The sequence below is a fragment of the Rhizobium sp. Leaf341 genome (assembly GCF_001424325.1).
Taxonomy (GTDB): Bacteria; Pseudomonadota; Alphaproteobacteria; order Rhizobiales; family Rhizobiaceae; genus Ferranicluibacter.
In genome coordinates, this window is record NZ_LMPE01000015.1 from 440,222 (window position 1) to 464,470 (window position 24,249).

Consider the following 24,249-nt stretch of genomic DNA (forward strand, 5'->3'; position numbering starts at 1 on the left):
TTGCTCGGCCACCGGACGATGCGGCAGGAAGAAGGGCCAGGTCCGGCTTAGCCATCGACACCCAGAACGGCAAATGAAATCCGTTGATGCGCGGATCAACCCCGATCATGCATGACGCCGGCGGTGGATCGGCTCAGGTCTTGACCGTGAAGGTATGCTCGGGGCCTGGAAAACTGCGCGCCTTAACGTCGGCCGCATAGGCCTCGGCAGCCGCCGAGATCTCGGGAGCGAGATGAGCGAAGTGCTTGACGAACCGCGGCTTGAAATCATTGAACAGACCGAGCATGTCGTCGGACACGAGGATCTGGCCATCGCAGGCAGGCGATGCACCGATCCCGATCGTGGGCGCCCGCAGAGATGCCGAGATCTCCCGCGCGAGCGGTTCGACGGTCCCCTCAACGACGATGGCGAAAGCACCCGCATCGTCGATCGCCTTGGCATCCCGCCGGATCTTTGCCGCTTCCCGCTCGGTGCGACCGAGCGAGCGATAGCCCCCGTTGGTGTTCACCAGCTGCGGCATCAGCCCCACATGGCCGAGCACCGGAATCCCCCGGCTGGACAGGAAATCGACCGTTTCCGCCATTTCGGCGCCGCCCTCCAGCTTGACGGCACTGCAGCCGGTTTCCTTCAGGATGTGCGCCGCATTGCGAAACGCCTGTTCCCGACTTTCCTGATAGGAGCCGAACGGCATGTCCACCACGACGCAGGCAGACGTGGTTCCCCGCATCACGGCCTGGCCATGCGCGATCATCATCTCGAGGGTGACGCCGAGCGTCGACTCCATGCCGTAGAGCACCATGCCGAGCGAATCGCCCACCAGCAGGAAGTCCATGTGCGGATCCAGGAGACGGGCGATCGGCGTCGTGTAGGCGGTCAGGCTGACGATCGGACGCTCTCCCTTCAGCGCCTGGATGGCGGAGGGGGTGAGCCGGCGACGGGGCGCGGGAGACGAGGGCTGAACGCTCATGGCTGGCGACTTTCGAGAGAGGACGCCGGTTGGTAGACGCGATTGTCGAGGAGCCGCGTGGCGCCGAACCGAACGAAGAGGAGGACAAGGACCGGACGCCTGGAGACCGTGTCGAGCCGGGCGAGCGTCTCCGGGTCGCGAACGGCGACGATCTCCGCCACGGCGAGCGGCTCCTGGCGGATGACGTCGACAAGGGCTTGCTCGAGCGCGTCAGCCGACTGCAGGCCGGAGCCGAGCAGACGGCCGGCTTCCGCGAGAGCCTTTGGAATAATCGCGGCCGCGCGACGTTCGTCGGACGAGAGATAGACATTGCGCGAGGACAGAGCGAGACCGTCCGCATCGCGAACGGTCGGCACGGCAACCACGTCGACCGGCTGCGCGAGATCCGCCACCATGCGGCGGATGATCTGCACCTGCTGGTAATCCTTCTCACCGAAGTAGGCGCGGTCCGGTTGGACAAGATTGAAGAGCTTGGTCACCACCGTCGCGACGCCGGCAAAATGACCGGGCCGCACGGCGCCCTCAAGCTCGGCCCCGAGCGCGGGAACATCGACCACCGTTTCCATTGGGCGGGGATACATGTCGGACACACCGGGCGCGAACAGGATGTCGACATCGCCGTCCCGCAGCATCGTCTGATCGCGCGCCAGATCGCGCGGGTAGCGCGAAAGATCCTCGTCCGCCCCGAACTGGAGCGGGTTGACGAAGATGCTGGCGACGACGATGTCATTGTCGGCACGCGCGCGCCGGACGAGATCCATGTGACCCGCGTGAAGATATCCCATCGTCGGTACGAGACCGACCGACCGCCCGGCGCGCCGATGGTCGCCGAGCAACCGCCGCAGGTCGCCAATCGCTGAAACTGTCTCCATCCCGGACCTCCTCCGATATCCGGCATCCGGTATCGCGTGCGCTGCAAAAAGACAATTCAAAGGCGACGCCGATGTCAAATAATCGGGTTCAGGACAGTTCGGATGTCTCTTACCCGCCAATCAAGGCGAGCCACGCGTCCTCGTCCATGGTCTCGACGCCGAGTTCCCGCGCCTTCTCGAGCTTGGAGCCCGCGCCGGGACCGGCAACGAGGATATCCGTCTTTTTGGACACCGATCCGGACACCTTGGCACCGAGACTCTCCGCCCGAGCTTTTGCTTCGTCACGGGTGAATTTTTCGAGGGAGCCGGTAAAGACCACCGTCTTGCCGGCGACCGGGCTCCCCGCACCGGACGGCGCTTCCGCATCGAGCGGCGTCACCTCCTCAAGGAGGCGATCGACCACGGCTCTGTTGCGGTCTTCCTTGTAGAACTCCACGATGGCCCGCGCGACGACCTCGCCAATGCCGTCGATCCGGTTGAGATCGTCCCAGGCCTCCGCACCCGGCTCACCCGCTGCCCGCATCGCCGTGTCGAAATCCCTGTAGGTTCCGTACGAGCGGGCCAGAAGCTTTGCGGTGGTTTCGCCGACATGGCGGATGCCGAGCGCATAGATGAAGCGCGAGAGTGCCACCTGCCGTCGCTCGTCGATCGCCTCGTACAGCTTGCGCACGCTGACCTTGCCGAAGCCATCGATATTTTCGAGCTTGGACAGCGAGGCCTGCTGCCGTTTCTCCAGCGTGAAGATGTCGGGCGCGGTCCGGATGGACAGCGACGGATCCTCGACCGCAAAAAAGAAGTCGATCTGCTTGGCTCCGAAGCCTTCGATATCAAAGGCGTTGCGCGAGACGAAGTGCTTGAGATGCTCGACCGCCTGGGCGCGGCAGACGAAGCCGCCCGTGCACCGCGTGACCGAATCGACCTTGCCGGTCTTCTCGTTAACCTCCCGCACGGCGTGGCTGCCACAGACGGGACAGGACTTGGGGAAAACATAAGGCGCGCTGTCGGCGTCCCGCTTTTCTTCGACGATATCCACGATCTGCGGGATGACGTCGCCTGCACGCTGGACGATGACGGTATCGCCGAGGCGGATATCGCGTCCCTCGCGCAGCGGCTGGCCGGCATTGCCGATGCCCTTGATGTAATCCTCGTTGTGCAGCGTGGCGTTGGTGACGACCACGCCGCCAACCGTGACAGGCACGAGGCGCGCCACGGGCGTCAGGGCGCCGGTCCGTCCGACCTGGATGTCGATGGCGGTCAGGATCGTGAACGCCTGTTCGGCCGGAAACTTGTGCGCCGTCGCCCAGCGCGGCGAGCGCGAACGGAAGCCGAGCCGCCGCTGCAAGCCAAGATCGTCCACCTTGTAGACAACACCGTCGATGTCGTAATCGAGCTCCGGTCGCTGCAGGCCGATCTGGCGATAGTGATCGAGGATGTCGGCAACGGAGGTCAGGCGTTGCGTCAGCGGATTGACCGGGAACCCCCACCCTTTCAGAGCCTCGACCATACCGGACTGCGTGTCCGACGGCATGTCCGACATCTCGCCCCAGGCATAGGCGAAGAAGCGCAGCTTCCGCGTCGCGGTGATCGCCGGATCGAGCTGGCGAAGCGAACCCGCAGCCGTGTTGCGCGGATTGACATAGGTCTGCCGGCCTTCGGCCTCCATCTGCGCGTTCAGGGCGAGGAAGTCGCTTTTGGCCATGTAGACCTCGCCGCGCACCTCCACCACGTCGGGCGCGCCCTTCGGAAGCGTTTGCGGGATCTCGGCAATCGTCCGGATGTTCGCGGTCACATTCTCGCCCGTCGTGCCGTCCCCGCGCGTGGCGGCCGTGACGAGCTTGCGCTTCTCGTATCGCAGCGACATGGAAAGGCCGTCGATCTTCGGCTCGGCCGTGAACGCGATGGAATCATCCGGCAGCCGGCCGAGGAACCGGTAGACGCTGGCAATGAAGTCGTTCACGTCCTCGTCGGAAAACACGTTGTCGAGCGACAGCATGGGGCGGGCATGCGTGACCTGCTGGAACAGTCCCGACGGCGCAGCGCCGACCTTGCCGGAGGGACTGTCGGGCCGCACGAGATCGGGAAACCGCGCCTCGATCTCTCCGTTGCGCCGCTTCAGGGCGTCATAGTCGGCGTCCGATATCTCCGGCTGGTCCTTGCCATGATAGAGCGCATCGTGACGGGCCAGCTCGGAGGCCAGGAACGCCAGTTCCTCCACGGCATCGGCTTCGCTCAGCGCATCCACGGGCTTGGTATCGGTCATGGCGGTCACTCCTGCTGTCGGGAGTGTTGTAGCGAAAATCACCCTTTTGAGAAGAGGATGCCGGCGGAGATCCAAAGCGCAGGCGCTCTTGCGCTCTTGCGCAAGAACGTAAGAATGCTTGAGAAAAGCGGCTCGAGCTTCAGCCGCCGCCCGCCAGCAGCTTTGCCGCAGCCGCCCGCGCTTCCTCGGTGATCGAGGCGCCCGCGAGCATCCGGGCAATCTCCTCCGTGCGGGCCTTGTCGTCCATGCGCGCCACCCGCGTCGCGATCGTCTCCGAGGATTTCTCGGACGGCCCCTTCGAGATCAGGAGATGCGTCGCCGCCCGCGCCGCCACCTGCGGCGCATGGGTGACGGAGAGAACCTGGACCGTCTTCGACAGCCGCTTGAGCCGCTGGCCGATCGCATCGGCGACCGCGCCGCCGACGCCCGTGTCGATCTCGTCGAAGACGAGCGTCGGCGCGGATCCGCGGTCGGCGAGCGCGACCTTCAGAGCCAGCAGGAAGCGCGAAAGCTCGCCCCCCGAAGCGACCTTCATGATCGGGCCCGGCCGGGTGCCGGGATTGGTCTGGACATGGAACTCGACGACATCGATGCCCTCGGCCGTGAGCTGCGTCGGGTCGCTCGCAACCTCGGCCATGAAGCGTGCGCGTTCCAGCTTGAGCGCCGGCAGCTCCGCCATCACAGCCTCGGAAAGCGCGCTCGCCGTATTGTGCCGCTTGGATGACAGGGCAGCTGCCGCCGCATCGAAATCCGCCCGCGCGATGGCGACCTGCGCCTCGAACTGCTTCAGCTTCTCCTCGCCCGCATCCAGATCGGCCACGCTGGTGATCATGCGCACGGCCAGAGCCGGAAGCTCGGTGACGGGAACCGAATATTTGCGTGCGGCGGCCCTCAGCGCAAACAGCCGTTCCTCGACCCGTTCCAGTTCCTTCGGATCGTACTCCGTCCGCCGGAGCGCCGCCTCCACCGCCATCTGCGCGTCGGACAGGTGATTGAGCGCAAGATCGAGCAGGTTGACCGTTTCTTCCAGCAGGCCCGGCGCCTCATGGCTCTTGCGCTCCAGCCGGCGCACCAACGAGGCGATCTGCGGCACGGGAGAGGCATTGCCATTCAGGAAATCGCTGGCCTCGCTGATATCGGAGGCGATGCGCTCGGATTTCATCATCGTCGCCCGGCGCTCGGCAAGCTCGTCCTCTTCGCCATCCAGCGGCGAGAGGGCTTCGAGCTCTTCCACGGCGGCGCGCAGATAATCGGCTTCCCGCGCGGCGGCATCGACCTTTTCGCGATGACGCTTCAGCCCGCGCTCTGCGTCCCGCCAGATCCGGAAGAGATCCCCGACAGTCTCGGCCTCCGCCGTCAAGCCACCGAAGGCATCCAGCAGGAGGCGGTGCGCGTGGGTATCCACGAGTGCGCGATCGTCGTGCTGTCCATGAATTTCCACGAGCCGCTGCCCTGCCTGCCGCAGGAGCTGAACGGAGACCGGCTGGTCATTGACATAGGCCTTGGTCCGGCCGTCGGACGATTGCACGCGCCGGAAGATCAGATCGCCATCGTCATCGATGCCGTTTTCGCGCACGAGAAGACGGGCGGGATGGTCGGCCGCGACGTCGAAGACCGCGGTCACCTGCCCCTTGTCGCCGCCGTGCCGCACGAGCGACCCGTCCCCTCGCCCGCCAAGGGCCAGCGAGAGACTGTCGAGCAGGATGGACTTGCCCGCCCCGGTCTCGCCGGTCAGAACCGAGAGGCCTGCATCGAAGGACAGGTCAAGCCGTTCGATCAGGACGATATCGCGGATCGAGAGCTGTGAAAGCATTCGGTCTTCTGTTCTTTCGGATCAGACGCCGAGGATCTTCTTGCCGGCCCGGGAAATCCAGGATCCGCCATTCTCGCGCGGCTCGAGCCCGTTGGTCTGCAGAAGCTTGTAGCTGTCGGCATACCACTGGCTGTCAGGATAATTGTGCCCGAGAACGGCGGCAGCCGTCTGCGCCTCGCTGGTAATCCCCATGGCAAAGTAGCTTTCGACGAGACGGGCCAGCGCTTCCTCGACCTGGTTCGTGCCGGAATACCGCTCAACCACGGTGCGGAACCGGGTGACGGCGGCCAGATATTCCTTGCGCTCCAGATAATAGCGCCCGACCTGCATTTCCTTGCCGGCCAGCTGATCCTTTGCATAACGGATCTTCGCCTGCGCATCCTCGACATATTCCGAGTTCGGATATTTATCGACAACGACCTGCATTGCCTCGATCGTCTTGAAGGCGGGCTTCTGGTCCTGCGTGACTGTCGGGATCTGCTTGGAATAGGCAAGACCGAGAATGTATTGCGCGTAGGCCGCGTCTTCGGACTCGGGATAGAGATTGAGATAGCGGGTGGCTGCGTTGATCGCGTCCTGGTTCTGGCCCTGCCGGTAATTGACGAAGGCTTTCATCACCAGCGCCTTGCGGGCGTATTCGGAGAACGGCTGCTGCTTGTCGATCGCGTCGAACTTGCGCGCGGCTTCCGTCGTCTTGCCGGCATTCAGGTTGGCGAGACCCTGGTTGTAGAGCACGTCGGGCGGATCGGTTTCCGCGGAGAGCTTGGTGATGTCGATGTCGGGATCGTTCTGGCAAGCCGTCACCGCGATGCTCGTCGTCGCCGCGACAAGCGAGACCATCGCAACACGCGTGATCGTCTTCCATTCGAAGCCGTCTGCAAAAGCCATCAGAACATCCCAACTCGAGTGGCAGCTGCCCCGCCGCCGACCATGCGGTTCTAGATCATACTAGAACAAGTCCGCAACGTCATGGTGATCGAATAACGCAATTTTGTGGCATCACGTCCATGAAAAAGCCGGTCATATGACCGGCTTTAAGGCAATTCCGATGGTAAACTGTGTGTCAGGCCGAAAGTTCGGACGCGCCCGCGACCTGCTTCTCCCGGGGGAGCCGGGTCCGCGGCATGGCCGTTTCGACGATCTCGTAGGCGGTGGGATCGCTGAACAGCGCTTGGAGGGCATTGGCATTCATCTTGTGACCGCCGCGATAGGAGCGATAGCAGCCGATGAACGGCAGGCCCGCAAGCGCTAGGTCACCGACCGCGTCGAGCGTCTTGTGCCGGACGAACTCGTCCTTTGCGTAGCGCAGCCCTTCGACATTGATGACCGTATGATCGTCGGCAATGACGACGGAGTTCTCGAGCGAAGAGCCGAGGCCGCGGCCGGCTGCCCACATCCGCTCGACATCGCGCATGAAGCCGAAGGTGCGTGCCCGCGACAGCTCGTTTTTGAACGTCGCCGCCGTCATGTCGCCCTTCCAGGACTGGCGACCGATCAGAGGCGTATCGAAATCGATCTCCACCTCGAACCGCATGCCGCCGTCATAGGGCAGGAACTCGGACCAGGAAGCGCCATGCTCGATGCGCACCGGCTTCAGGATGCGAATGTAGCGCCGCTTGACGGCCAGCGCCTTGATTCCCGTCTGCTCGATGGCCTCGATGAACGGCGCGGAGCTGCCGTCCATGATCGGCATCTCGGCGCCGTGGACCTCGACCAGAAGATTGTCGATGCCGATGGCATAGATGGCAGCCATCACATGCTCGATCGTGGCGATCCAGGTGGCCGGCGACGTGCCGAGAATGGTGCAGAGATCCGTATTGCCGACATTGGAGGAAACGGCGCGATATTCACCGAGAACACGCTCGCCCTCCACACGCTGGAAGACGATGCCCGTATTGGCCTCTGCGGGATGGAAGGTGATCGAAACGTCGGTACCGGAATGCACGCCCGTGCCGCTCAGGCTGACCTGTTCGGCAATCGTCGTCTGAAACCCCAGCAGTCCAATTCCCAGTCCCATACTCTTCACTTTCACAATTCTGGCGGCGAACCGCCTTTATTCCGTGCCTGCAAGATACGTCTTTGAGCCCCGGGTCAACCTCTCGACGGCAAGCCCAACGTGCCGCCCCCATCCTTCGACGCGATCAGGAGCCGCATATCTGCAGACTTTCTATGGTGAAGATAAAGCCCCCGTCCGGCCATTCCAAATCACTGTTTCTTTCGCTTTGTAACGCTTCTTCTTCCGTAACTATCCCATTGCAAATACGCTGCAAAAACGGAAAAGCCTGGGCTTGGAGCCCAGGCGTTCCGGCAAGGTAGAAGACGGGTGTAAAATCAGTTCGACTGACGGCGAAGGAACGCCGGAATCTCGAGCTGATCGTCGTCCTGCGCACGCGGCTGCGGGTTCACGCGGCCGCGTTCGTCGAGCGCACCGCGACGCGGTACGTAGACGCTCGCCTCGGGCGAAAGCGGACGGCGCTGCTGCGATGCAGCGCTCGGTGCTCCCGAGGTCATGTCCGACGCGACGGAATGATCTTCCTCTTCGCGGCGGCCGAGCGAATTGGTGATTCGCTTGAGAAGGCCCATCGGACCACGCTCTTCGTGATGCGCAGCGGCCGGCTGCGACCGGTGCTCGGCTTCGGCCTTCACCATCGGCGGGAAGTCCTCGACCTTGGGCATGCGAACCTGTTCCGGCTGACGCATCATCGGAGCCGGTTCATGACGCTGGGCCATCGGCTCATGCTGCATGTAGGGCGCCTGTGCCTGCTGGGCATGAAGCGGCTGGCCGTGGCCGTGTTGGGGGTGAACCGGCGCGGCCTGCATCGGCTGCTGGTACACCGGCATCTCCACCGGAGCGGCCTGCATCGGGGCCTGGGGTGCCGGAGCCCGCATGACGGGTGCAGCTTCCGGTGCAGCGCCGGCAAACAGCTTGCTCTGCGGACGGAAGTCGTCCTGCGCCTTTTCGGCAGCGCGCGCTTGGATCAGGAGCTCGCGTTCGATTTCGGCCTGGCGGATGGCTTCGGCGATATGATCGGCCTGCGGTGCCTGCGGCTGAGGTGCCGGCTGCTGCATCACCGGTGCAGGCTGAGCCTGCATGGCCGGTGCTGCGGCCGGAGCTGCCGGACGTGCGGCGGGCTTGGAGGCTACCGGGCGAAAGCTAGCCGTACGGTCGGCCACCTCCGCGGCCGTACGATCGATACCGGTTGCAACAACGGAGACACGAATCATGCCTTCGAGCTCTTCGTCGAACGTCGCGCCGAGAATGATGTTCGCGTCCGGATCGACCTCTTCGCGAATGCGCGTCGCAGCTTCGTCGACTTCGAACAGCGTCATGTCGCGACCACCCGTGATCGAGATCAGGAGGCCCTGCGCACCCTTCATCGACGTTTCGTCGAGCAGCGGGTTGGCAATCGCGGCTTCGGCAGCGGCCATCGCGCGGCCATCGCCCGACGCTTCGCCGGTTCCCATCATCGCACGGCCCATTTCGCGCATCACCGAGCGAACGTCGGCGAAGTCGAGGTTGATGAGGCCTTCCTTGACCATCAGGTCGGTAATGCAGGCAACGCCCGAATAGAGCACCTGGTCGGCCATCGCGAAGGCGTCGGCAAAGGTGGTCTTGTCGTTGGCGATGCGGAAGAGGTTCTGGTTAGGGATGACGATCAGCGTGTCGACCGACTTCTGCAGTTCGGCGATGCCCTGATCGGCAAGACGCATGCGGCGCTGGCCTTCGAAGTGGAAGGGCTTGGTCACGACGCCGACCGTCAGGATGCCCTTGTTGCGCGCGGCCTGCGCGACAACCGGAGCAGCGCCCGTCCCCGTGCCGCCGCCCATGCCGGCAGTGACGAAGCACATATGCGTGCCGGAGAGATGATCGATGATCTCATCGATGCACTCTTCGGCGGCGGCGCGACCGACTTCCGGCTGCGAACCCGCGCCGAGACCTTCGGTGACGGCCACACCCATCTGGATGATTCGTTCGGCCTTGGTCATGGTCAGCGCCTGGGCGTCCGTGTTGGCAACGACGAAGTCGACGCCCTGGAGGCCAGCGGTGATCATGTTGTTGACGGCGTTGCCGCCGCCGCCGCCGACACCGATGACGGTGATGCGGGGCTTAAGCTCGGTGATATCCGGCTTCTGCAAGTTGATGGTCATGTTACCCGTTCCTTCCTGGTTTCTGGTCGCCTTGCCGAGCCGACCAAATCTCAATTCACTCTTATGGCGGTCCTACCTTACGCGAACCTAGAAACTCTCTTTCAGCCACTGCCCCATTCGGGCGATGCGGCTGTCGCCGCCGCCGAGCGACGACAGCATCCCGCCCTGGGCGGCATGCGTCTCCATCTCGGCGACCTGCGGATAGATCATCAGGCCGACAGCCGTGGAGAAGGCCGGACCCTTGGCTGCCGGCGGAAGGCCGGACACGCCGAGGGGACGACCAATCCGCACGTTGCGGGCAAGAATGCGGCGCGCCGCTTCCGGCAGACCCGTCAGCTGGCTTCCGCCACCCGTCAGGACGACACGCTTGCCGACGATCGGCGAGAAGCCGGAGCGCTGGATGCGGTCGCGAATCAGTTCGAGCGTTTCTTCGACGCGGGCACGGACGATTCGCGAGACAAGCGCACGCGGCACATGGGTCGGCTGGTCGCGGTCGTCCTCGCCGATCGGGGGAACGGTCACCATCTCCCGCTCGTCGGCGTCGTTCGGCATGGCCGAGCCATGCACGACCTTCAGACGCTCGGCATCTTCGATCCGGGTCGAAAGGCCGCGTGCGAGATCCGTCGTCACATGATGCCCGCCAAGGCTCACGGCATCGGCATGCACGAGCTTGCCTTCGGCAAACACGGAGATCGTCGTCGTCCCGCCGCCCATGTCGATGCAGGCGCAGCCGAGTTCGACCTCGTCGTCCACCAGGGCCGAAAGGCCGCTCGCATACGGCGTCGCGACGATCCCTTCGACCGAAAGATGCGCCCTGTTGATGCAGAGCTCGAGATTTTTCAACGCTGCACGCTCGGCCGTCAGCACATGCATGTCGACGCCGAGGCTGTCTCCGAACATGGCGAGCGGGTCGCGGATGCCGCGTTCGCCGTCGAGCGAGAAGCCCGTCGGCAGCGAATGGAGAATGACGCGATCCTGACGCTGCGAGCGCTGGCCTGCTGCGGCAAGGACCCGCTTCAGATCCGCGGCATCGACTTCCTGGCCACCCAGGTCGACCGAGGCCGTATAGATGTCGCTCTGCAGGCGACCTGCGGACACGTTGACGATCAGGCTGTCGATGGTCAGGCCTGCCATGCGCTCCGCCGCGTCGACCGCAAGGCGGACGACGCTTTCGGCTGCATCCAGATCGGCGATCACGCCGTTCTTCATGCCATGCGACTTGTGGTGACCAAGACCGATGACCTCGATCGCATGGGTGCGACCGGGCAGGATCTGGCTTTCGGCGCGCGGTGTCAGGCGGCCGATCATGCAGACGACCTTCGTGGAACCGATGTCGAGAACCGAAACGATATGCGATCGCTTCGCCGACAGGGGCTTCAGACGCGGCAGGCCGAAATGCGACGAACCGAACAGGCTCATATGCGGTCCTCTTGGCTCTCGAGTTTCTTGAGCTGCTTGGTACGGGCTTCTAGGGCGACCTGTCGGCGCTCAGCGGCGCCGGGGGTCAGTTGTATGGTGGTGCGATCTTCAAGACGAAGATCGACGGCGGCGATGTCGCGTTCCAGCAGCTGCTGGCCCTCCTCCATCGTGGACAGCACCTGCATGGCGCGGTCGAGATCCTGCTCGGGGAGCTTGACCATCACGCCGTTGTCGAGGATCAGGTCCCAACGGCGACCGGCAACACGGACATAGGCTTTCACGCGGCCGGCGATTTCCGGCCAGTCAGCAAAGCGGGCATAGAAACCGGCCGCAGCCGTTTCCGCATCCCGGCCGACGAACAAGGGCAGTTCGGCAAACTTGTTGTCCCGCAGCGGAGCGATGACGCTGCCGCTCTTTTCGATGAGAGACAGGTCGGAGCCGTGCTGCCAGATGCCGAAGGCCTTGCGTTCCTTCAGATTGACCTCGACCGTGCCGGGATAGACCTTGCGAACCGTCACCTCTTCGACCCAGGGCATCTTGGCGATCGCCTTGCGGGCGGCGTCGATATCCAGAGCAACGAGCGAGGTCGCACCGTCCAGACCGATCTCCTGGAGAATGTCGATTTCCGACGTCTGGTCGTTGCCGGAAATCTTGACGTCTTCGATGGCAAATCCGGCAGCCGTCGTGGTCGCCTTGGCGACCTCGGGGGTGTGCCCGCCGATGGCCATGCCGTAGAAACCAGTGGCCGCAAACAGGGCCAGCGCCGAGACGGTGCCGGTATGGGGGGCGAAATGGATGCGACCCGTCCCCAAGGCAACGAAGAAGCGGGCAACGCGCCGCAGCGGACGCGGCAGAACGACATGGCCGTCCATATCGCGGTATTCCTGTGGCGCCCGAACCCGATTCTGGAAACGACCTCTCAACGCAAACACGACGCATCCTCCACGATCCAGCTGAGGAACTCACCAAAGGAATGGCCGGCCTGAACCGCCATTTCCGGAACCAGCGATGTCGGGGTCATGCCCGGCTGCGTGTTGATTTCGAGCCAGATCAGCTCGCTCTCTCCCGAGGAGCTGTCGTCGAGGCGGAAGTCGGAGCGGCTGACACCACGGCACCCCATCGCATGATGTGCCGCAACGGCCAGTCTTTGAATGTTTTGGTAAATATTCGGTAAAATTTCCGCCGGAATGACGTGTGTAGAGCCGCCCTTGGCATATTTTGCATCATAGTCGTAGAACGTATGGCCTTGGGGAATGATCTCGGTCACGGCCAGCGCCTCGCCGCCCATGACGCCGCACGTGAATTCGCGGCCGGGGATGTAGCGTTCGACCATGACGAGATCGCCGTATCGCCAGTCGCTGGAGGTGATGACCTGCGGCGGATGCGACTGGTCCTTCTGGACGATCACGACACCGAAGCTCGATCCTTCCCGGACCGGCTTCACCACATAGGGCGTGGGAATGGGATGATCCGTGCCGAAATCATGACGATCCATGATTTTCGCTTCGGCGACCGGGATGCCCGCAGCCTTCGCAACGATCTTCGCCTGGGCCTTGTCCATTGCCAGCGACGAGGCGAGAACGCCCGAATGCGTGTAGGGGATCTCGAGATATTCCAGGATTCCCTGGATCGTCCCGTCTTCGCCGAAGGGGCCGTGCAGCGCGTTGAACGCCACGTCGGGGCGAAGCGCACCCAGAACGGTCGCGACGTCGCGATCCACATCGACGCGGGTCACGCGGTAACCGAAGGCTTCCAGCGCATCGGCACAGGCGGCGCCCGAGGACAGGCTGACCGGCCGCTCCGACGAGAAGCCCCCCATCAACACGGCAACGTGTTTGCCACTCATGAAAACCCCTGACATTTCTTCTCGTTCACGTGGCGGCGAAGCGACCGGTTGGGGACTCCCGACTCGATGCATGCCTGCCTGCGCTCACTAAAGCGTCATTAAGGTTAACGAACCGTTTACTTTCGTTAACCGGAACGGCGGGAGATCCCTCGACGCACAGCTTGTTGCTGCGAACACCGTGTCTGTGACGAAAATGGCACGCCGTCCGATATGCATGGCTGCGACGCCTTCCGGGGCTTCTGCCGAGGTCAAGGCCGCGTTCACCATCGCTTTCGCCCAACGGCTGGGCATCGCGATGCCGACGCGCCTGCCCCGCTATGCGTCAGGATTGCATCTCATGTGCTACAGTGGGAACTGGCGTCATATTGTTGCGCAAACAGGGTTTCTTCCGACATTAACTTGCTCTATGTAGCCCGCAGCTACCTATGAGGGTGGCAGATTCTCAATACGGACAAGATCATGAGCAACGCGATATCTCCGGTATCGGCGAAGGCAGATGGCTTGGATGCACGCGCTATCAATTCCCCGGCTCGCGTGCTCCTGGCGAGCCTCGTCGGCACCACCATCGAATTTTTCGATTTCTACGTCTACGCGACGGCGGCCGTCCTCGTTTTCCCGACGTTGTTCTTCCCGAACAATGATCCGACGACGGCGCTCCTCGCATCCTTCGCCACCTTCTCGATCGCCTTCTTCGCCCGACCGCTCGGTGCGGTCGTGTTCGGCCATTATGGCGACCGGGTCGGCCGCAAGACGACGCTGGTGGCAGCCCTTCTCACCATGGGCATTTCCACGGTGGTCATCGGCTTGCTGCCCTCCTACGAATCGATCGGCGTTCTCGCACCGCTGCTCCTCGCACTGTGCCGATTCGGCCAGGGCTTCGGCCTCGGTGGCGAATGGGGCGGCGCGGTTCTCCTTGCGACCGAAAACGCGCCCGAAGGCAAGAAGAGCTGGTACGGCATGTTCCCGCAGCTCGGCGCGCCCGTCGGCCTGTTTCTGTCGTCCGGCGTGTTCTGGCTGTTGCTCCATGTCATGTCGCAGGAAGCACTCTTGAGCTGGGGATGGCGCGTGCCCTTCATCGCCTCTATCCTCCTGATCGCCGTCGGCTTGTGGGTCCGTCTCTCCATCACCGAGACGCCGGCCTTCCAGAAGGCCATCGACAGCCATGAGCGCGTTCAGGTTCCCGTCGTCGAGCTCTTCCGCAACCACAAGAGAAGCCTCGTTCTCGGCACCTTCGTGGCCCTCGCGACATTCGTCCTGTTCTACATCGGCTCGGCCTATCTGCTGTCCTACAACATCAAGATCCTGAAGATGCCCTTCCTCGATGCCTTGGAAATCCAGCTGCTCGGCGCGGTGCTCTTCGGCATCTTCATCCCGATCGCCGGCAAGCTCGCCGAGCGTTTCGGCCGACGCGAGATCCTGATCGGCGTTACCGTGCTGATCGGCATCTTCTCCTTCTTCCTCCCGGGTCTTCTGACAAGCGGCGAAGCGAGCGTCGTTCTCTTCGTCGTCATCGGAATGGCGCTGATGGGCGTGACCTACGGCCTGATCGGAACGGCGTTGGCAGCACCCTTCCCCACCAATGTCCGCTATACCGGCTCGTCCATCACCTTCAACTTCGCCGGCATCTTCGGCGCCTCGCTTGCGCCCTACATCGCCACCTATCTGCAGGCGAGCTACGGCATGACCGCCGTCGGCTATTACGTGCTGTTTGCCGCCGTCATCACGCTCATCTGCATCCTGCTATCGGGCAAACACGAAGTCTGACTTCAAGCAGAATCAGAACACGCAAAAAGGCCGCGATGTCCCTGACATCGCGGCCTTTTTCGAAAGAGATCCAGATCGCCTCCACAAGGAAGCCGTCAGGGAAAACGGCAGAGGCCCAACGCGCTCGCCATGAACGAGCAGCACGCGGTTCCCGCGGTCATACCGTCGCTCGGCCCAGAAATTCCCGCACTTCGTAACCCGCCATGAACGATCCGATCCGCTTGATCTCCCATTCGAGTTTGATGCCGGAATGCTCCATCACGCGCTGGCGCACGGTCTCGCCGAGATATTCGAGTTCGTAGCCGCTCGCCTGCCCCGTATTGATCATGAAGTTGCAGTGCATGGGCGACATCTGGGCGCCGCCGATCATCATGCCGCGGCAGCCGGCCTCGTCGATCAGCTTCCAGGCCGAATGTCCTTCGGGGTTCTTGAACGTCGATCCCCCGGTCTTCTCGCGGATCGGCTGGACCGTCTCCCGGTGCTGGCGCACGGCGTCCATGTCGGCGCGGATCTTCGCCTTGTCTTCCGGAAAGCCCTCGAACACGGCATGCGTGAAGATCAGATCCTTGGGCGCGCTCGAATGACGGTAGCTGTAGCCCATGTCCGCATTGCTGAGCACGTGCTTCTCGCCCTGCCGGTCCACGGCGTGCACTTCGACAACCCGCTCCCGGGTCTCGCCGCCGTTTGCGCCGGCGTTCATGCGCAAGGCGCCGCCGACCGTGCCTGGAATGCCGTAATAGAAGAAGAAGCCGCCGATCCCGTGATCGAGCGTCATCGCCGCAAGGTTCTTGTCCGGGCAGATCGCGCCGGCCACGACGCGGTTTTCGCCGGCCAGTTCCACATCGCCAAAGCCCTTGGCCGACAGACGGATGACGACACCGGGGATACCGCCATCCCGCACCAGCAGGTTGGACCCGACGCCGGCCACCATCACCGGAACCTCCTGCGGAACGAGCTTGAGGAAGGTCACGAGGTCATCGACGTCATGCGGCTGGAACATGAGCTCGGCCAGCCCGCCGGCGCGGAACCATGTCACGCGGTCCATGGGGGCATCCGGCGTCAGCCGTCCCCGCAGCGCGTTCACGCCGTCGCCGAGCGATGCGAGCAGCCTTGTTCCGTCGACCTGTTTCATGCGTCCCGTCCTGTCCCCTGCGCTGTGATGTCCGCCAGTTCCTTCGGCAGTGCGGCAGCCCAGTAGGTAATGCTGCCGGCGCCCAAAAGAACCACGAAGTCACCGGGTTGTGCAATGGTGGAGACCAGTGGCGCAAGGGCTTCCGGCCCTTCGATATACCGCGCATCGCGATGTCCCCCGGCTTTGATGCGGGAAACCAGCTCCTGCGAGGAAACCCCGTCGATCGGCTCCTCGCCGGCCGAATAGACCGGCGACAGAAGAATCGTGTCGGCATCGTTGAAGCAGGCTGCGAAATCCTCGAAAAGGCTCTGCAGGCGGGAAAAACGGTGCGGCTGGTGGACGGCGATGATTCGGCCTTGGCAGGCTTCGCGTGCCGCCCGCAGCACGGCCTTGATCTCGACCGGATGATGTCCGTAATCGTCGTAGATCCGCACATTGTTCCATTCGCCGGTGAAGGTGAAACGCCGCTTCACGCCCCCGAAGGACGCAAGCCCCTTGGCGATATCCTCGGGCTTCATGCCGAGCCGGTTCGCAACGGCAATCGCGGCCGTTGCATTCGAGACGTTGTGACGACCCGGCATCGGCAGGCGCAGGTCTTTCAGCTCGATCAACTGGCCGGTGCGCCGGCGACGGATGGCAACGTCGAAGATCGATGTCGCGCCGTCCATGCGGATATTGAAGAAACGAACGTCCGCCTGCGGGTTCTCGCCATAGGTGATGACCTTGCGGTCCTCGATCTTGGAGACCATCGTCTGGACTTCGGGATGATCGAGACACATGACGCCGAAGCCGTAGAACGGCACGTTCTCGACGAATTGACGGAACGCCGCCCGCACCTGGTCGAAGGTGCCGTAATGGTCGAGATGTTCCGGATCGATGTTCGTCACCACGGCGACGTCGGCCGGCAGCTTCAGGAAGGTCCCGTCGGACTCGTCGGCTTCGACGACCATCCATTCACCGGCGCCCATGCGGGCATTGGTCCCGTAGGCGTTGATAATCCCGCCATTGATGACGGTCGGATCGAGACCGCCCGCTTCCAGCAGGGCCGCGACCATCGAGGTCGTTGTTGTCTTGCCATGCGTGCCGCCGATGGCGATCGAGCTGCGAAAGCGCATGAGCTCGGCCAGCATCTCGGCACGGCGCACGACCGGCAGCAGCTTCTCGCGGGCTGCGATCAGTTCCGGATTGGTCTTCTTGATCGCGGTCGACACGACGACGACTTCGGATTCCCCGAGGTTCTCGGCCTTGTGACCGACAAACACCTCGATGCCCTTTTCACGCAACCGCTGGACGTTGGCGCTTTCGGATTGATCGGATCCCTGAACCCGGTGACCCAGATTGTGCAGCACTTCCGCGATGCCGCTCATCCCGATCCCGCCGATACCGATAAAATGGACGAGACCGATCGTCTGCGGCAGTTTCATGAGCGCTTTTCCTTGAATTGGGCAATCGTCTGGCCGCTGGCAATAGCCTCTACCATGCCGGCAAGCAAGCGCGCGGCGTCCGGACGGCCGGCAGCCTTGGCGCTGGTCGCCATCTCGGCCATGCTCTCCGGGCTGTTCATCGCGTCGCGGATGAACGACGCCAGGACCTCCGGGGTCAGGTCCTTCTGCGGCACCAGTCGCGCGGCGCCCGTCTCGGCCAGAGCCGCAGCATTGGCCGCCTGGTCATGATCGAGCGCGAACGGATAGGGCACCAGGATCGACGGCCGGCCGATGACGGCGATCTCCGACACGGTCGATGCGCCGGAGCGGCAGACAAGCAGATGCGCCGCCGCAATGCGACCCGCCATGTCGGTGAAGAAAGGGGAGATCTCCGAGCTCAGCTCGAATTTGGACATGGCCGTTCGCGCGCCGTCCAGATCTTCCGGGCGGGCCTGTTGCGTCACATGCAGCCGGGCGCGCAATTCGGGCTCGAGCAGGGCAATGGCGGCCGGGATCGCCTTGGAGAAGAACTGAGCACCCTGGCTGCCCCCGAACACGACGAGACGGAACGGCTCGCCGGCACCGGACGCCGTGTAGGGCACATCGGCGGCCTCAAGCACGGCGGGACGGACGGGATTGCCGGTCGTCACCGTCTTGCGCGCATAGCGACCATCCGTCTCCGGCAGGAAACCGCCGGCGATCGCGGTGACCCGTCCGGCAAGGCCCTTGTTCGCACGTCCCATGACGGCGTTCTGCTCGTGGATGATCGTGGGAATGCGCAGGCGGCTGGCGGCCAGCAGCGGCGGTACGGTCGGATATCCGCCGAAGCCGACGACGACCTTCGGCGCAAACGCCTTGATGATGCCCCGCGCTTCGCGCAGTCCCGCCCATAATTGCCAGAGCGAGGAGGCAACCTTGACCGGGTTGCGAGAGCCGATCGTCGCGGAACGCACCACATGGATACGGTCTGCCGGAAAGGAATCCGCATAGCGCTCGGCGCGGTGATCCGTGATCAGGTGAACCGTGAAGTCCAGTGCGGCCAGTTCGTGCGCAAGCGCCTCGGCTGGAAAAAGATGACCGCCGGTACCTCCGGCGGCTAGCATGACGATGCCCTTGGTCAAAACTCGAGACCTCCAGTACGAAACGGGTTGCGCGAGACTGCGCAGCTATGTGTCAAAATCGGACACTTTGATATCTACTACCGCACAATGTCGAAAATCGTGACGGGTTTTCCTTTGGATGGACACTTTGCCGGAAGAGACGACAGCGCCGCGTGTCGGAGCGACGCGCGACGCTGCGGATTTGTACCGGCGCAGGCGCACCGCACGTCCCTCGCCCGACCGTATCTCTACTCGGCCGCGACCGGGGCTCCGGTCCGGAAGAGGCTGCGCTCCAGCGCCCGCTTTTCCGGGCGATGACGTGTCAGGGCCAGGATGAAGCCGGCCGTGACGCAGATCGCGATCATCGACGATCCGCCGTAGGAGATCAGGGGCAGCGTCATGCCCTTGGCCGGGAGCAGCTCGAGATTCACCCCGACATTGATGATGGACTGGATGCCGATCTGCAGCACGAGACCCGCCACCGCGAAGCGGTTGAAGTCGTTGCGCTCGCGGAAAGCGTGGCTGAGCCCGCGCATCACGAGGAACGAGAAGATGGCGACGATGACCATGCAGAAGACGATGCCGAACTCCTCGGCCGCGACCGAAAAGATGAAGTCGGTATGGCTGTCGGGAATGATCCGCTTGATGATCCCTTCGCCCGGCCCCTGACCCAGCCAGTCGCCGCGGATGATTGCCTCGCGCGCCGTGTCCACCTGGAAGGTATCGCCCTCGCCCGTCATGAACCGGTCGATGCGGCCGGCCACGTGCGGGAGCAGCGTATAGGCGACGACGAGACCACCGACGGCGGACCCGCCGAGGACGACGATCCACAGCCAAGGCATGCCCGCCATGAAGAACATGCCACCCCAGACGGCGGTCGTCAGGATCGTCTGGCCGAGGTCGGGCTGGGCGATCAGCAGCGTCGCAACGATCCCGTAGAGCAGGATCGCGAAGAGATTGCCGGGAATTTCCGGCTGGCGCGCATGCTCGGAAAAGAGCCAGGCGCAGACGATGACGAAGGCGGGCTTCATGAATTCGGACGGCTGGATGCCGATCGGCCCGATCGAGAACCAGCGGCGCGACCCCTTGATCTCGACCCCGAAGAACAGCGCGAGGATCATCATCGCGATGGCGGCGACAAGAATGACGATCGCCGTGCGCCGCACCTGACGGGGCGTCAGGAACGAGAGCCCGATCATGACCATCAGCGACGGGATGAGGAAGGCTGCCTGACGCTTGACGAAGTGAAAGCTGTCGAGCCCCAGACGCTCGGCAACGGCCGGGCTGGCGGCGAAGGACAGCATGAAACCAATGCCCATCAACAGAATGAACGTCGCCAGGAAGAACCTGTCGATGGTCCAGAACCAATCGGCCACCGGGCCTCGCTCCGCACGACTCACCATGTCTTCGTCCTCGTCAAAGTGCGCGCTTGCGCCGTAAACCGTTCGTCCGCGGCGATCGACATCGCCACGGTCGTCAAATGAGCATGGTCACGCCGGGAAGTGCGGCCACATGGGCGACAAAGGCATCCCCGCGCATCTCGAAGTTCTTGTACTGGTCGAAGCTTGCGCAAGCCGGTGACAGGAGCACAGCCGCCGGCAATCCGTCTCGGGCCGCATCCGCCGCGGCATCCGCCACGGCCTTTTCCAATGTCTGCGACCGCTCGAACGGCACGCGGTCGCCGAGCGTCGTCGCGAACTCGTCGGCGGCGCGGCCGATGAGATAGGCCTTGGCGATCTTGGGAAAGAAAGACGAGAGCGACGCGATGCCGCCCTCTTTCGGCACGCCGCCGGCAATCCAGTAGATGCGCTCGAAGCTCGAGAGGGCGGGCGCCGCAGCCTCGGCATTCGTCGCCTTGCTGTCGTTGACGAAGGTGACGTCGCGGAGCATGGCGACAGGCTGCATGCGGTGCTTCAGGCCCGGGAAGGATGCGAGCCCGGAGACGATCTCCGCCTTGGACACGCCGACCGCGAGGCAGGCGGCGATCGCCGCCGCCGCGTTCTGTCCGTTATGGCTGCCCCGCAGCGTTGCGATTTTCGAAAGATCGGCAAAGACTTCGGAGAGCCCGGCCTCGGCGCGCATGACGGACCCATCCTGCGCATAATACCCATCGCCGAGCGACCGGTGCCGGGCAATGCGGATCACCGGACGACCAGCAAGTGCCACGCGGTCCGCGATGGCTTCGCACCAGGCATCATCCACGCCGATGATCGCCGTCTGGCTCGCGGCGACGAGGCGCTCCTTGACGGCGGCGTAATTCTCCATCGTCCCGTGCCTGTCGATATGGTCGGGCGTGAGGTTCAGAAGGATTCCGGCGGTCGGTTCGAGCGACGGCGACAGGTCGATCTGATAGGACGAGCACTCGACCACGTAGAAGCGGTTCGTCGTCGGAGGATCGAGCGTCAGCACCGCCGTTCCGATATTGCCGCCAAGCTGCGTATCCCGGCCGCTTGCCGAAAGGATGTGGGCGATCAGCGCCGTCGTGGTCGACTTCCCATTGGTGCCGGTGATGGCGATCAGCGGCGCCTCGGGCGCACGCGCGCGCCGTTCGCGGGAAAACAGCTCGACATCGCCGATCACCTCGACGCCGGCACTGCGCGCGAGATCGACCGTCCAGTGCGGCTTTGGATGGGTCAGCGGCACGCCCGGCGACAGAATAAAGGCGGCGAAGGAGGACCAGTCCATCGTTCGGAGATCGCCGGTGCCGATCCCCTCTGCAGCGGCTTTGGCCACGCTCTCGGCATTGTCGTCCCAGGCCGTCACCGTTGCCCCGCCGGCCACCAGAGCGCGCGCCGTGGCGAGCCCGGAGCCTCCGAGACCGAAAAGAGCGACCGCGCGGCCGCGAAGGGAGGTGACGGGGATCATCGACTTACCGCAGCTTCAGGGTGGAGAGGCCGACCATGGCGAGCACGACGGCGATGATCCAGAACCGGATGACGACTTGGCTCTCGGTCCAACCCTTCTTTTCAAAATGGTGGTGGATCGGCGCCATGAGGAAGACGCGACGACCGGTGCGCTTGAACCAGAAGACCTGGATGATCACCGACAGCGTTTCCATGACGAAGAGGCCGCCGATGATGACCATGACGATCTCGTGCTTCGTGGCGACGGCGACGGTACCGATGAGGCCACCGAGCGCGAGCGAACCGGTATCGCCCATGAAGATGGCGGCCGGCGGCGCATTGAACCAGAGAAAACCAAGCCCCGCTCCGATGACGGCGCCGAGAATGACAGCCAGTTCGCCCGTGCCGGGCACGAAGTGGATCTGCAGGTAATTGGCAAACACGGCGTTGCCGGCGAGATAGGCGATGACGCCGAACGAGGCTGCGGCGATCATGACCGGCACGATGGCGAGACCGTCGAGACCGTCCGTCAGGTTCACGGCATTGCCGGCACCCACGATGACGAAGCCGCCGAACAGGACGAAGAAATAGCCGAGGTTAAGCGTGAAGTCCTTGAGGAACGGGAAGGTCAGCGACGACCCGAAGGTCGAGCCCGCCGTTCCCGCGGAGATCGCGGCGCGCATCATGAAGAAGACAGCGACGGCGGCGACCGCGAACTCGATCCCGAGGCGCGCCTTGCCCGAAAAGCCCTTGTCCGACTGTTTCGTGACCTTGAGATAGTCGTCGTAAAAGCCGATGGCGCCGAAACCAAGCGTGACCAGCAACGTCGAGACGACATAGACACTGGAGAGATCGGCCCAGAGCAGCGACGAGACGACAATCCCCGCAAGGATCATCAGGCCACCCATGGTCGGCGTTCCCGCCTTCTTGAAGTGGGTCTGCGGCCCGTCGGCCCGGATCGGCTGCCCCCGGCCCTGGCGCACGCGCAGCGACGAGATCATTTTCGGCCCGAACAGGAAGACGATCATGGCGGAGGTGAACAGCGCCGCGCCGGTGCGGAACGTGATGTACCGGAACAGATTGAAAAACTGGAAATGGTCCGCCAGTTCGACAAGCCAGATGAGCATGAGGGACCCTTCCCCGAAAATTCGATGTCGACACCCCTTCCCGACCGGGGAAGGAGACCGGCCGTCCAGCCGGAAAAAAAGGTGGAGCGCGGCTTAGACCGCCTGCTCCGTTTCGGCCTGCGCCGGGAATGTATCGAGGAGCGCCTGGACGATCCGCCCGCAGCCGGTGCCCTTGGAGGATTTGATCATGACGACGTCACCGGCCCGCACCGAGGCGACCGCATGATTGCGCAGATCATCGACCGCGTCGCAGTGGACGACCGACACCGTGTCCGGCAGAGCATCCCGCAGATGCGTCATGTCGGGGCCTGCCAGCCAGATCGTGTCGATCCCCTGCTCGATCAGCGGTCCCGCCAGCGCCGCGTGGGCCTTGGCCGAATGATCGCCCATTTCCAGCATGTCGCCGAGAATGGCGATGCGCCTGCCCCCATCCGCGCCAAGCTCCGTCTCGCCAAGAAGGGCGATCGCCGCCCGCATGGACGCCGGATTGGCGTTGTAGCTCTCGTCGATCAGCGTCAGCGTGCCGGCTCCAACGGCCAGGCGGTGACGTTCGCCCCGGCCCTTTTCCGGCTGGAGCGTGGCGAACGACGCGATGACCGTGTCGAGATCCGCGCCGACGAGCGAGGCGGCTCCAAGCACGGCCAGGGCGTTCTCGGCGATGTGGCGACCGGGCGTACCGATCGGAATCTCGAGCGTGCGACCATCGATCATGGCCCAGAGCGTGCCGCCTTCCGGCGTTGCCGCATACTCGATCATGCGGAAATCGGCACGTTGATCGACGCCGAAGGTGTGCATGGAGGAAACGCCGAGCATCGACGCCGCCTTTGCCAAAGTGCCGAACTGCGCATTGTCGCGATTGAGAAGGATGTGACCACCGTCGACCAGGCCTTCCATGATCTCGGCCTTTGCCAGCGCGATCTCGTCCAGATCACGGAAATTGCCGAGATGCGCCGGTGCGATCGTCGTGATGATGGCCACCTGCGGGCGCACCATGCGCACCAGAGGCCGGATCTCGTTCGGATGGTTCATCCCGATTTCGAAAATGCCGTAGTCCGTCGCTTCCGGCATGCGCGCCAGCGTCAGCGGCACGCCCCAGTGATTGTTGAAGGACGCGACCGACGCGTGCACGCGCGCGCCCGGAGAGAGGGCATGCCGCAGCATCTCCTTGGTGGTCGTCTTGCCGACGGAGCCCGTCACGGCGATGATCTTGGCGGCACTGCGGTCGCGGGCAGCACAGCCGAGCCGCACCATGGCGGCGAGAACGTCGTCGACGACGATCATCGGCGCAATCAGGCGCCCGAGCGCCGGCAGCTTGCCTTCACTGACCACCAGCAGCGACGCGCCATTGGCGATCGCAAAGCCTGCATAGTCATGCCCGTCCACGCGATCGCCCTTGATCGCGAAGAAGGCCTCGCCCTTGCCAATGGCGCGGCTGTCGATCGAGATGCCCGTGATGCCCTGCGGCAGATTGCCGACCGGGCGACCATGCATGGCAGCCATCAGGTCGGCGCTCGTCCAGAGAAAACCCATACC

General features: G+C 63.8%; 18 protein-coding genes. 1 reads left to right on the plus strand and 17 read right to left on the minus strand.

Annotated elements, in window-relative coordinates:
* Positions 1 to 133: 133 nt before the first annotated feature.
* From panB to ASG03_RS16895, 10 genes are all read right to left on the minus strand, one after another.
* Complete coding sequence (panB, locus tag ASG03_RS16850) at positions 134 to 967, minus strand: 3-methyl-2-oxobutanoate hydroxymethyltransferase (RefSeq protein WP_062474145.1); 834 nt, start codon at positions 965 to 967, stop codon at positions 134 to 136.
* A complete protein-coding gene (gene panC, locus ASG03_RS16855) occupies positions 964 to 1,839 on the minus strand; it encodes a pantoate--beta-alanine ligase (protein WP_062474147.1) in 876 nt (291 codons plus the stop codon). The genes panB and panC overlap by 4 nt, the downstream gene beginning before the upstream one ends.
* A 109-nt stretch (positions 1,840 to 1,948) precedes the next feature.
* Positions 1,949 to 4,099: an NAD-dependent DNA ligase LigA gene (ligA, locus tag ASG03_RS16860; protein WP_062694665.1), complete on the minus strand. Its 2,151-nt coding sequence runs from the start codon at positions 4,097 to 4,099 to the stop codon at positions 1,949 to 1,951.
* Positions 4,100 to 4,238: 139 nt separating this feature from the next.
* Positions 4,239 to 5,912, minus strand: coding sequence for a DNA repair protein RecN (gene recN / locus ASG03_RS16865; RefSeq protein ID WP_062474151.1), 1,674 nt, complete (start codon positions 5,910 to 5,912; stop codon positions 4,239 to 4,241).
* A gap of 21 nt (positions 5,913 to 5,933) precedes the next feature.
* On the minus strand, positions 5,934 to 6,752 hold the full coding sequence (locus tag ASG03_RS16870; RefSeq protein WP_244475317.1) for an outer membrane protein assembly factor BamD: 819 nt from the start codon (positions 6,750 to 6,752) through the stop codon (positions 5,934 to 5,936).
* 223 nt (positions 6,753 to 6,975) lie between these two features.
* On the minus strand, positions 6,976 to 7,923 hold the full coding sequence (gene lpxC / locus ASG03_RS16875) for a UDP-3-O-acyl-N-acetylglucosamine deacetylase (protein WP_062695270.1): 948 nt from the start codon (positions 7,921 to 7,923) through the stop codon (positions 6,976 to 6,978).
* 320 nt (positions 7,924 to 8,243) lie between these two features.
* On the minus strand, positions 8,244 to 10,061 hold the full coding sequence (ftsZ, locus tag ASG03_RS16880) for a cell division protein FtsZ (protein ID WP_062694667.1): 1,818 nt from the start codon (positions 10,059 to 10,061) through the stop codon (positions 8,244 to 8,246).
* A gap of 87 nt (positions 10,062 to 10,148) precedes the next feature.
* Positions 10,149 to 11,480 carry a cell division protein FtsA gene (ftsA, locus tag ASG03_RS16885; protein ID WP_062474158.1) on the minus strand — a complete coding sequence of 444 codons (1,332 nt, stop codon included), beginning with the start codon at positions 11,478 to 11,480 and terminating at the stop codon, positions 10,149 to 10,151.
* Complete coding sequence (locus tag ASG03_RS16890; RefSeq protein ID WP_062474160.1) at positions 11,477 to 12,412, minus strand: cell division protein FtsQ/DivIB; 936 nt, start codon at positions 12,410 to 12,412, stop codon at positions 11,477 to 11,479. The genes ftsA and ASG03_RS16890 overlap by 4 nt, the downstream gene beginning before the upstream one ends.
* On the minus strand, positions 12,400 to 13,326 hold the full coding sequence (locus tag ASG03_RS16895) for a D-alanine--D-alanine ligase (RefSeq protein WP_062694669.1): 927 nt from the start codon (positions 13,324 to 13,326) through the stop codon (positions 12,400 to 12,402). Before ASG03_RS16895 ends, ASG03_RS16890 begins: the two co-directional genes overlap by 13 nt.
* A 459-nt stretch (positions 13,327 to 13,785) precedes the next feature.
* Between ASG03_RS16895 and ASG03_RS16900 the strand changes: the two genes are divergently transcribed.
* The gene (locus ASG03_RS16900; protein ID WP_062694677.1) at positions 13,786 to 15,090 is read left to right on the plus strand and encodes an MFS transporter; all 1,305 of its coding nucleotides are present in this window, start codon (positions 13,786 to 13,788) and stop codon (positions 15,088 to 15,090) included.
* A gap of 157 nt (positions 15,091 to 15,247) precedes the next feature.
* Here ASG03_RS16900 and murB read toward each other — a convergent pair whose 3' ends face one another.
* The 7 genes from murB to ASG03_RS16935 form a co-directional block, all read right to left on the minus strand.
* Positions 15,248 to 16,222, minus strand: a complete 975-nt coding sequence (gene murB / locus ASG03_RS16905; protein ID WP_062474164.1) for a UDP-N-acetylmuramate dehydrogenase — start codon at positions 16,220 to 16,222, stop codon at positions 15,248 to 15,250.
* The gene (gene murC, locus ASG03_RS16910) at positions 16,219 to 17,646 is read right to left on the minus strand and encodes a UDP-N-acetylmuramate--L-alanine ligase (RefSeq protein ID WP_062474166.1); all 1,428 of its coding nucleotides are present in this window, start codon (positions 17,644 to 17,646) and stop codon (positions 16,219 to 16,221) included. Before murC ends, murB begins: the two co-directional genes overlap by 4 nt.
* A complete protein-coding gene (murG, locus tag ASG03_RS16915) occupies positions 17,643 to 18,767 on the minus strand; it encodes an undecaprenyldiphospho-muramoylpentapeptide beta-N-acetylglucosaminyltransferase (RefSeq protein ID WP_062474611.1) in 1,125 nt (374 codons plus the stop codon). The genes murC and murG overlap by 4 nt, the downstream gene beginning before the upstream one ends.
* A gap of 227 nt (positions 18,768 to 18,994) precedes the next feature.
* Complete coding sequence (ftsW, locus tag ASG03_RS16920) at positions 18,995 to 20,149, minus strand: putative lipid II flippase FtsW (RefSeq protein ID WP_062474168.1); 1,155 nt, start codon at positions 20,147 to 20,149, stop codon at positions 18,995 to 18,997.
* Between the two features lie 73 nt (positions 20,150 to 20,222).
* Complete coding sequence (gene murD, locus ASG03_RS16925; RefSeq protein WP_062694679.1) at positions 20,223 to 21,611, minus strand: UDP-N-acetylmuramoyl-L-alanine--D-glutamate ligase; 1,389 nt, start codon at positions 21,609 to 21,611, stop codon at positions 20,223 to 20,225.
* A gap of 4 nt (positions 21,612 to 21,615) precedes the next feature.
* A complete protein-coding gene (gene mraY, locus ASG03_RS16930; RefSeq protein WP_062474172.1) occupies positions 21,616 to 22,716 on the minus strand; it encodes a phospho-N-acetylmuramoyl-pentapeptide-transferase in 1,101 nt (366 codons plus the stop codon).
* Between the two features lie 93 nt (positions 22,717 to 22,809).
* Positions 22,810 to 24,246: a UDP-N-acetylmuramoylalanyl-D-glutamyl-2,6-diaminopimelate--D-alanyl-D-alanine ligase gene (locus tag ASG03_RS16935; RefSeq protein WP_062694682.1), complete on the minus strand. Its 1,437-nt coding sequence runs from the start codon at positions 24,244 to 24,246 to the stop codon at positions 22,810 to 22,812.
* Between the last annotated feature and the right edge of the window lie 3 nt (positions 24,247 to 24,249).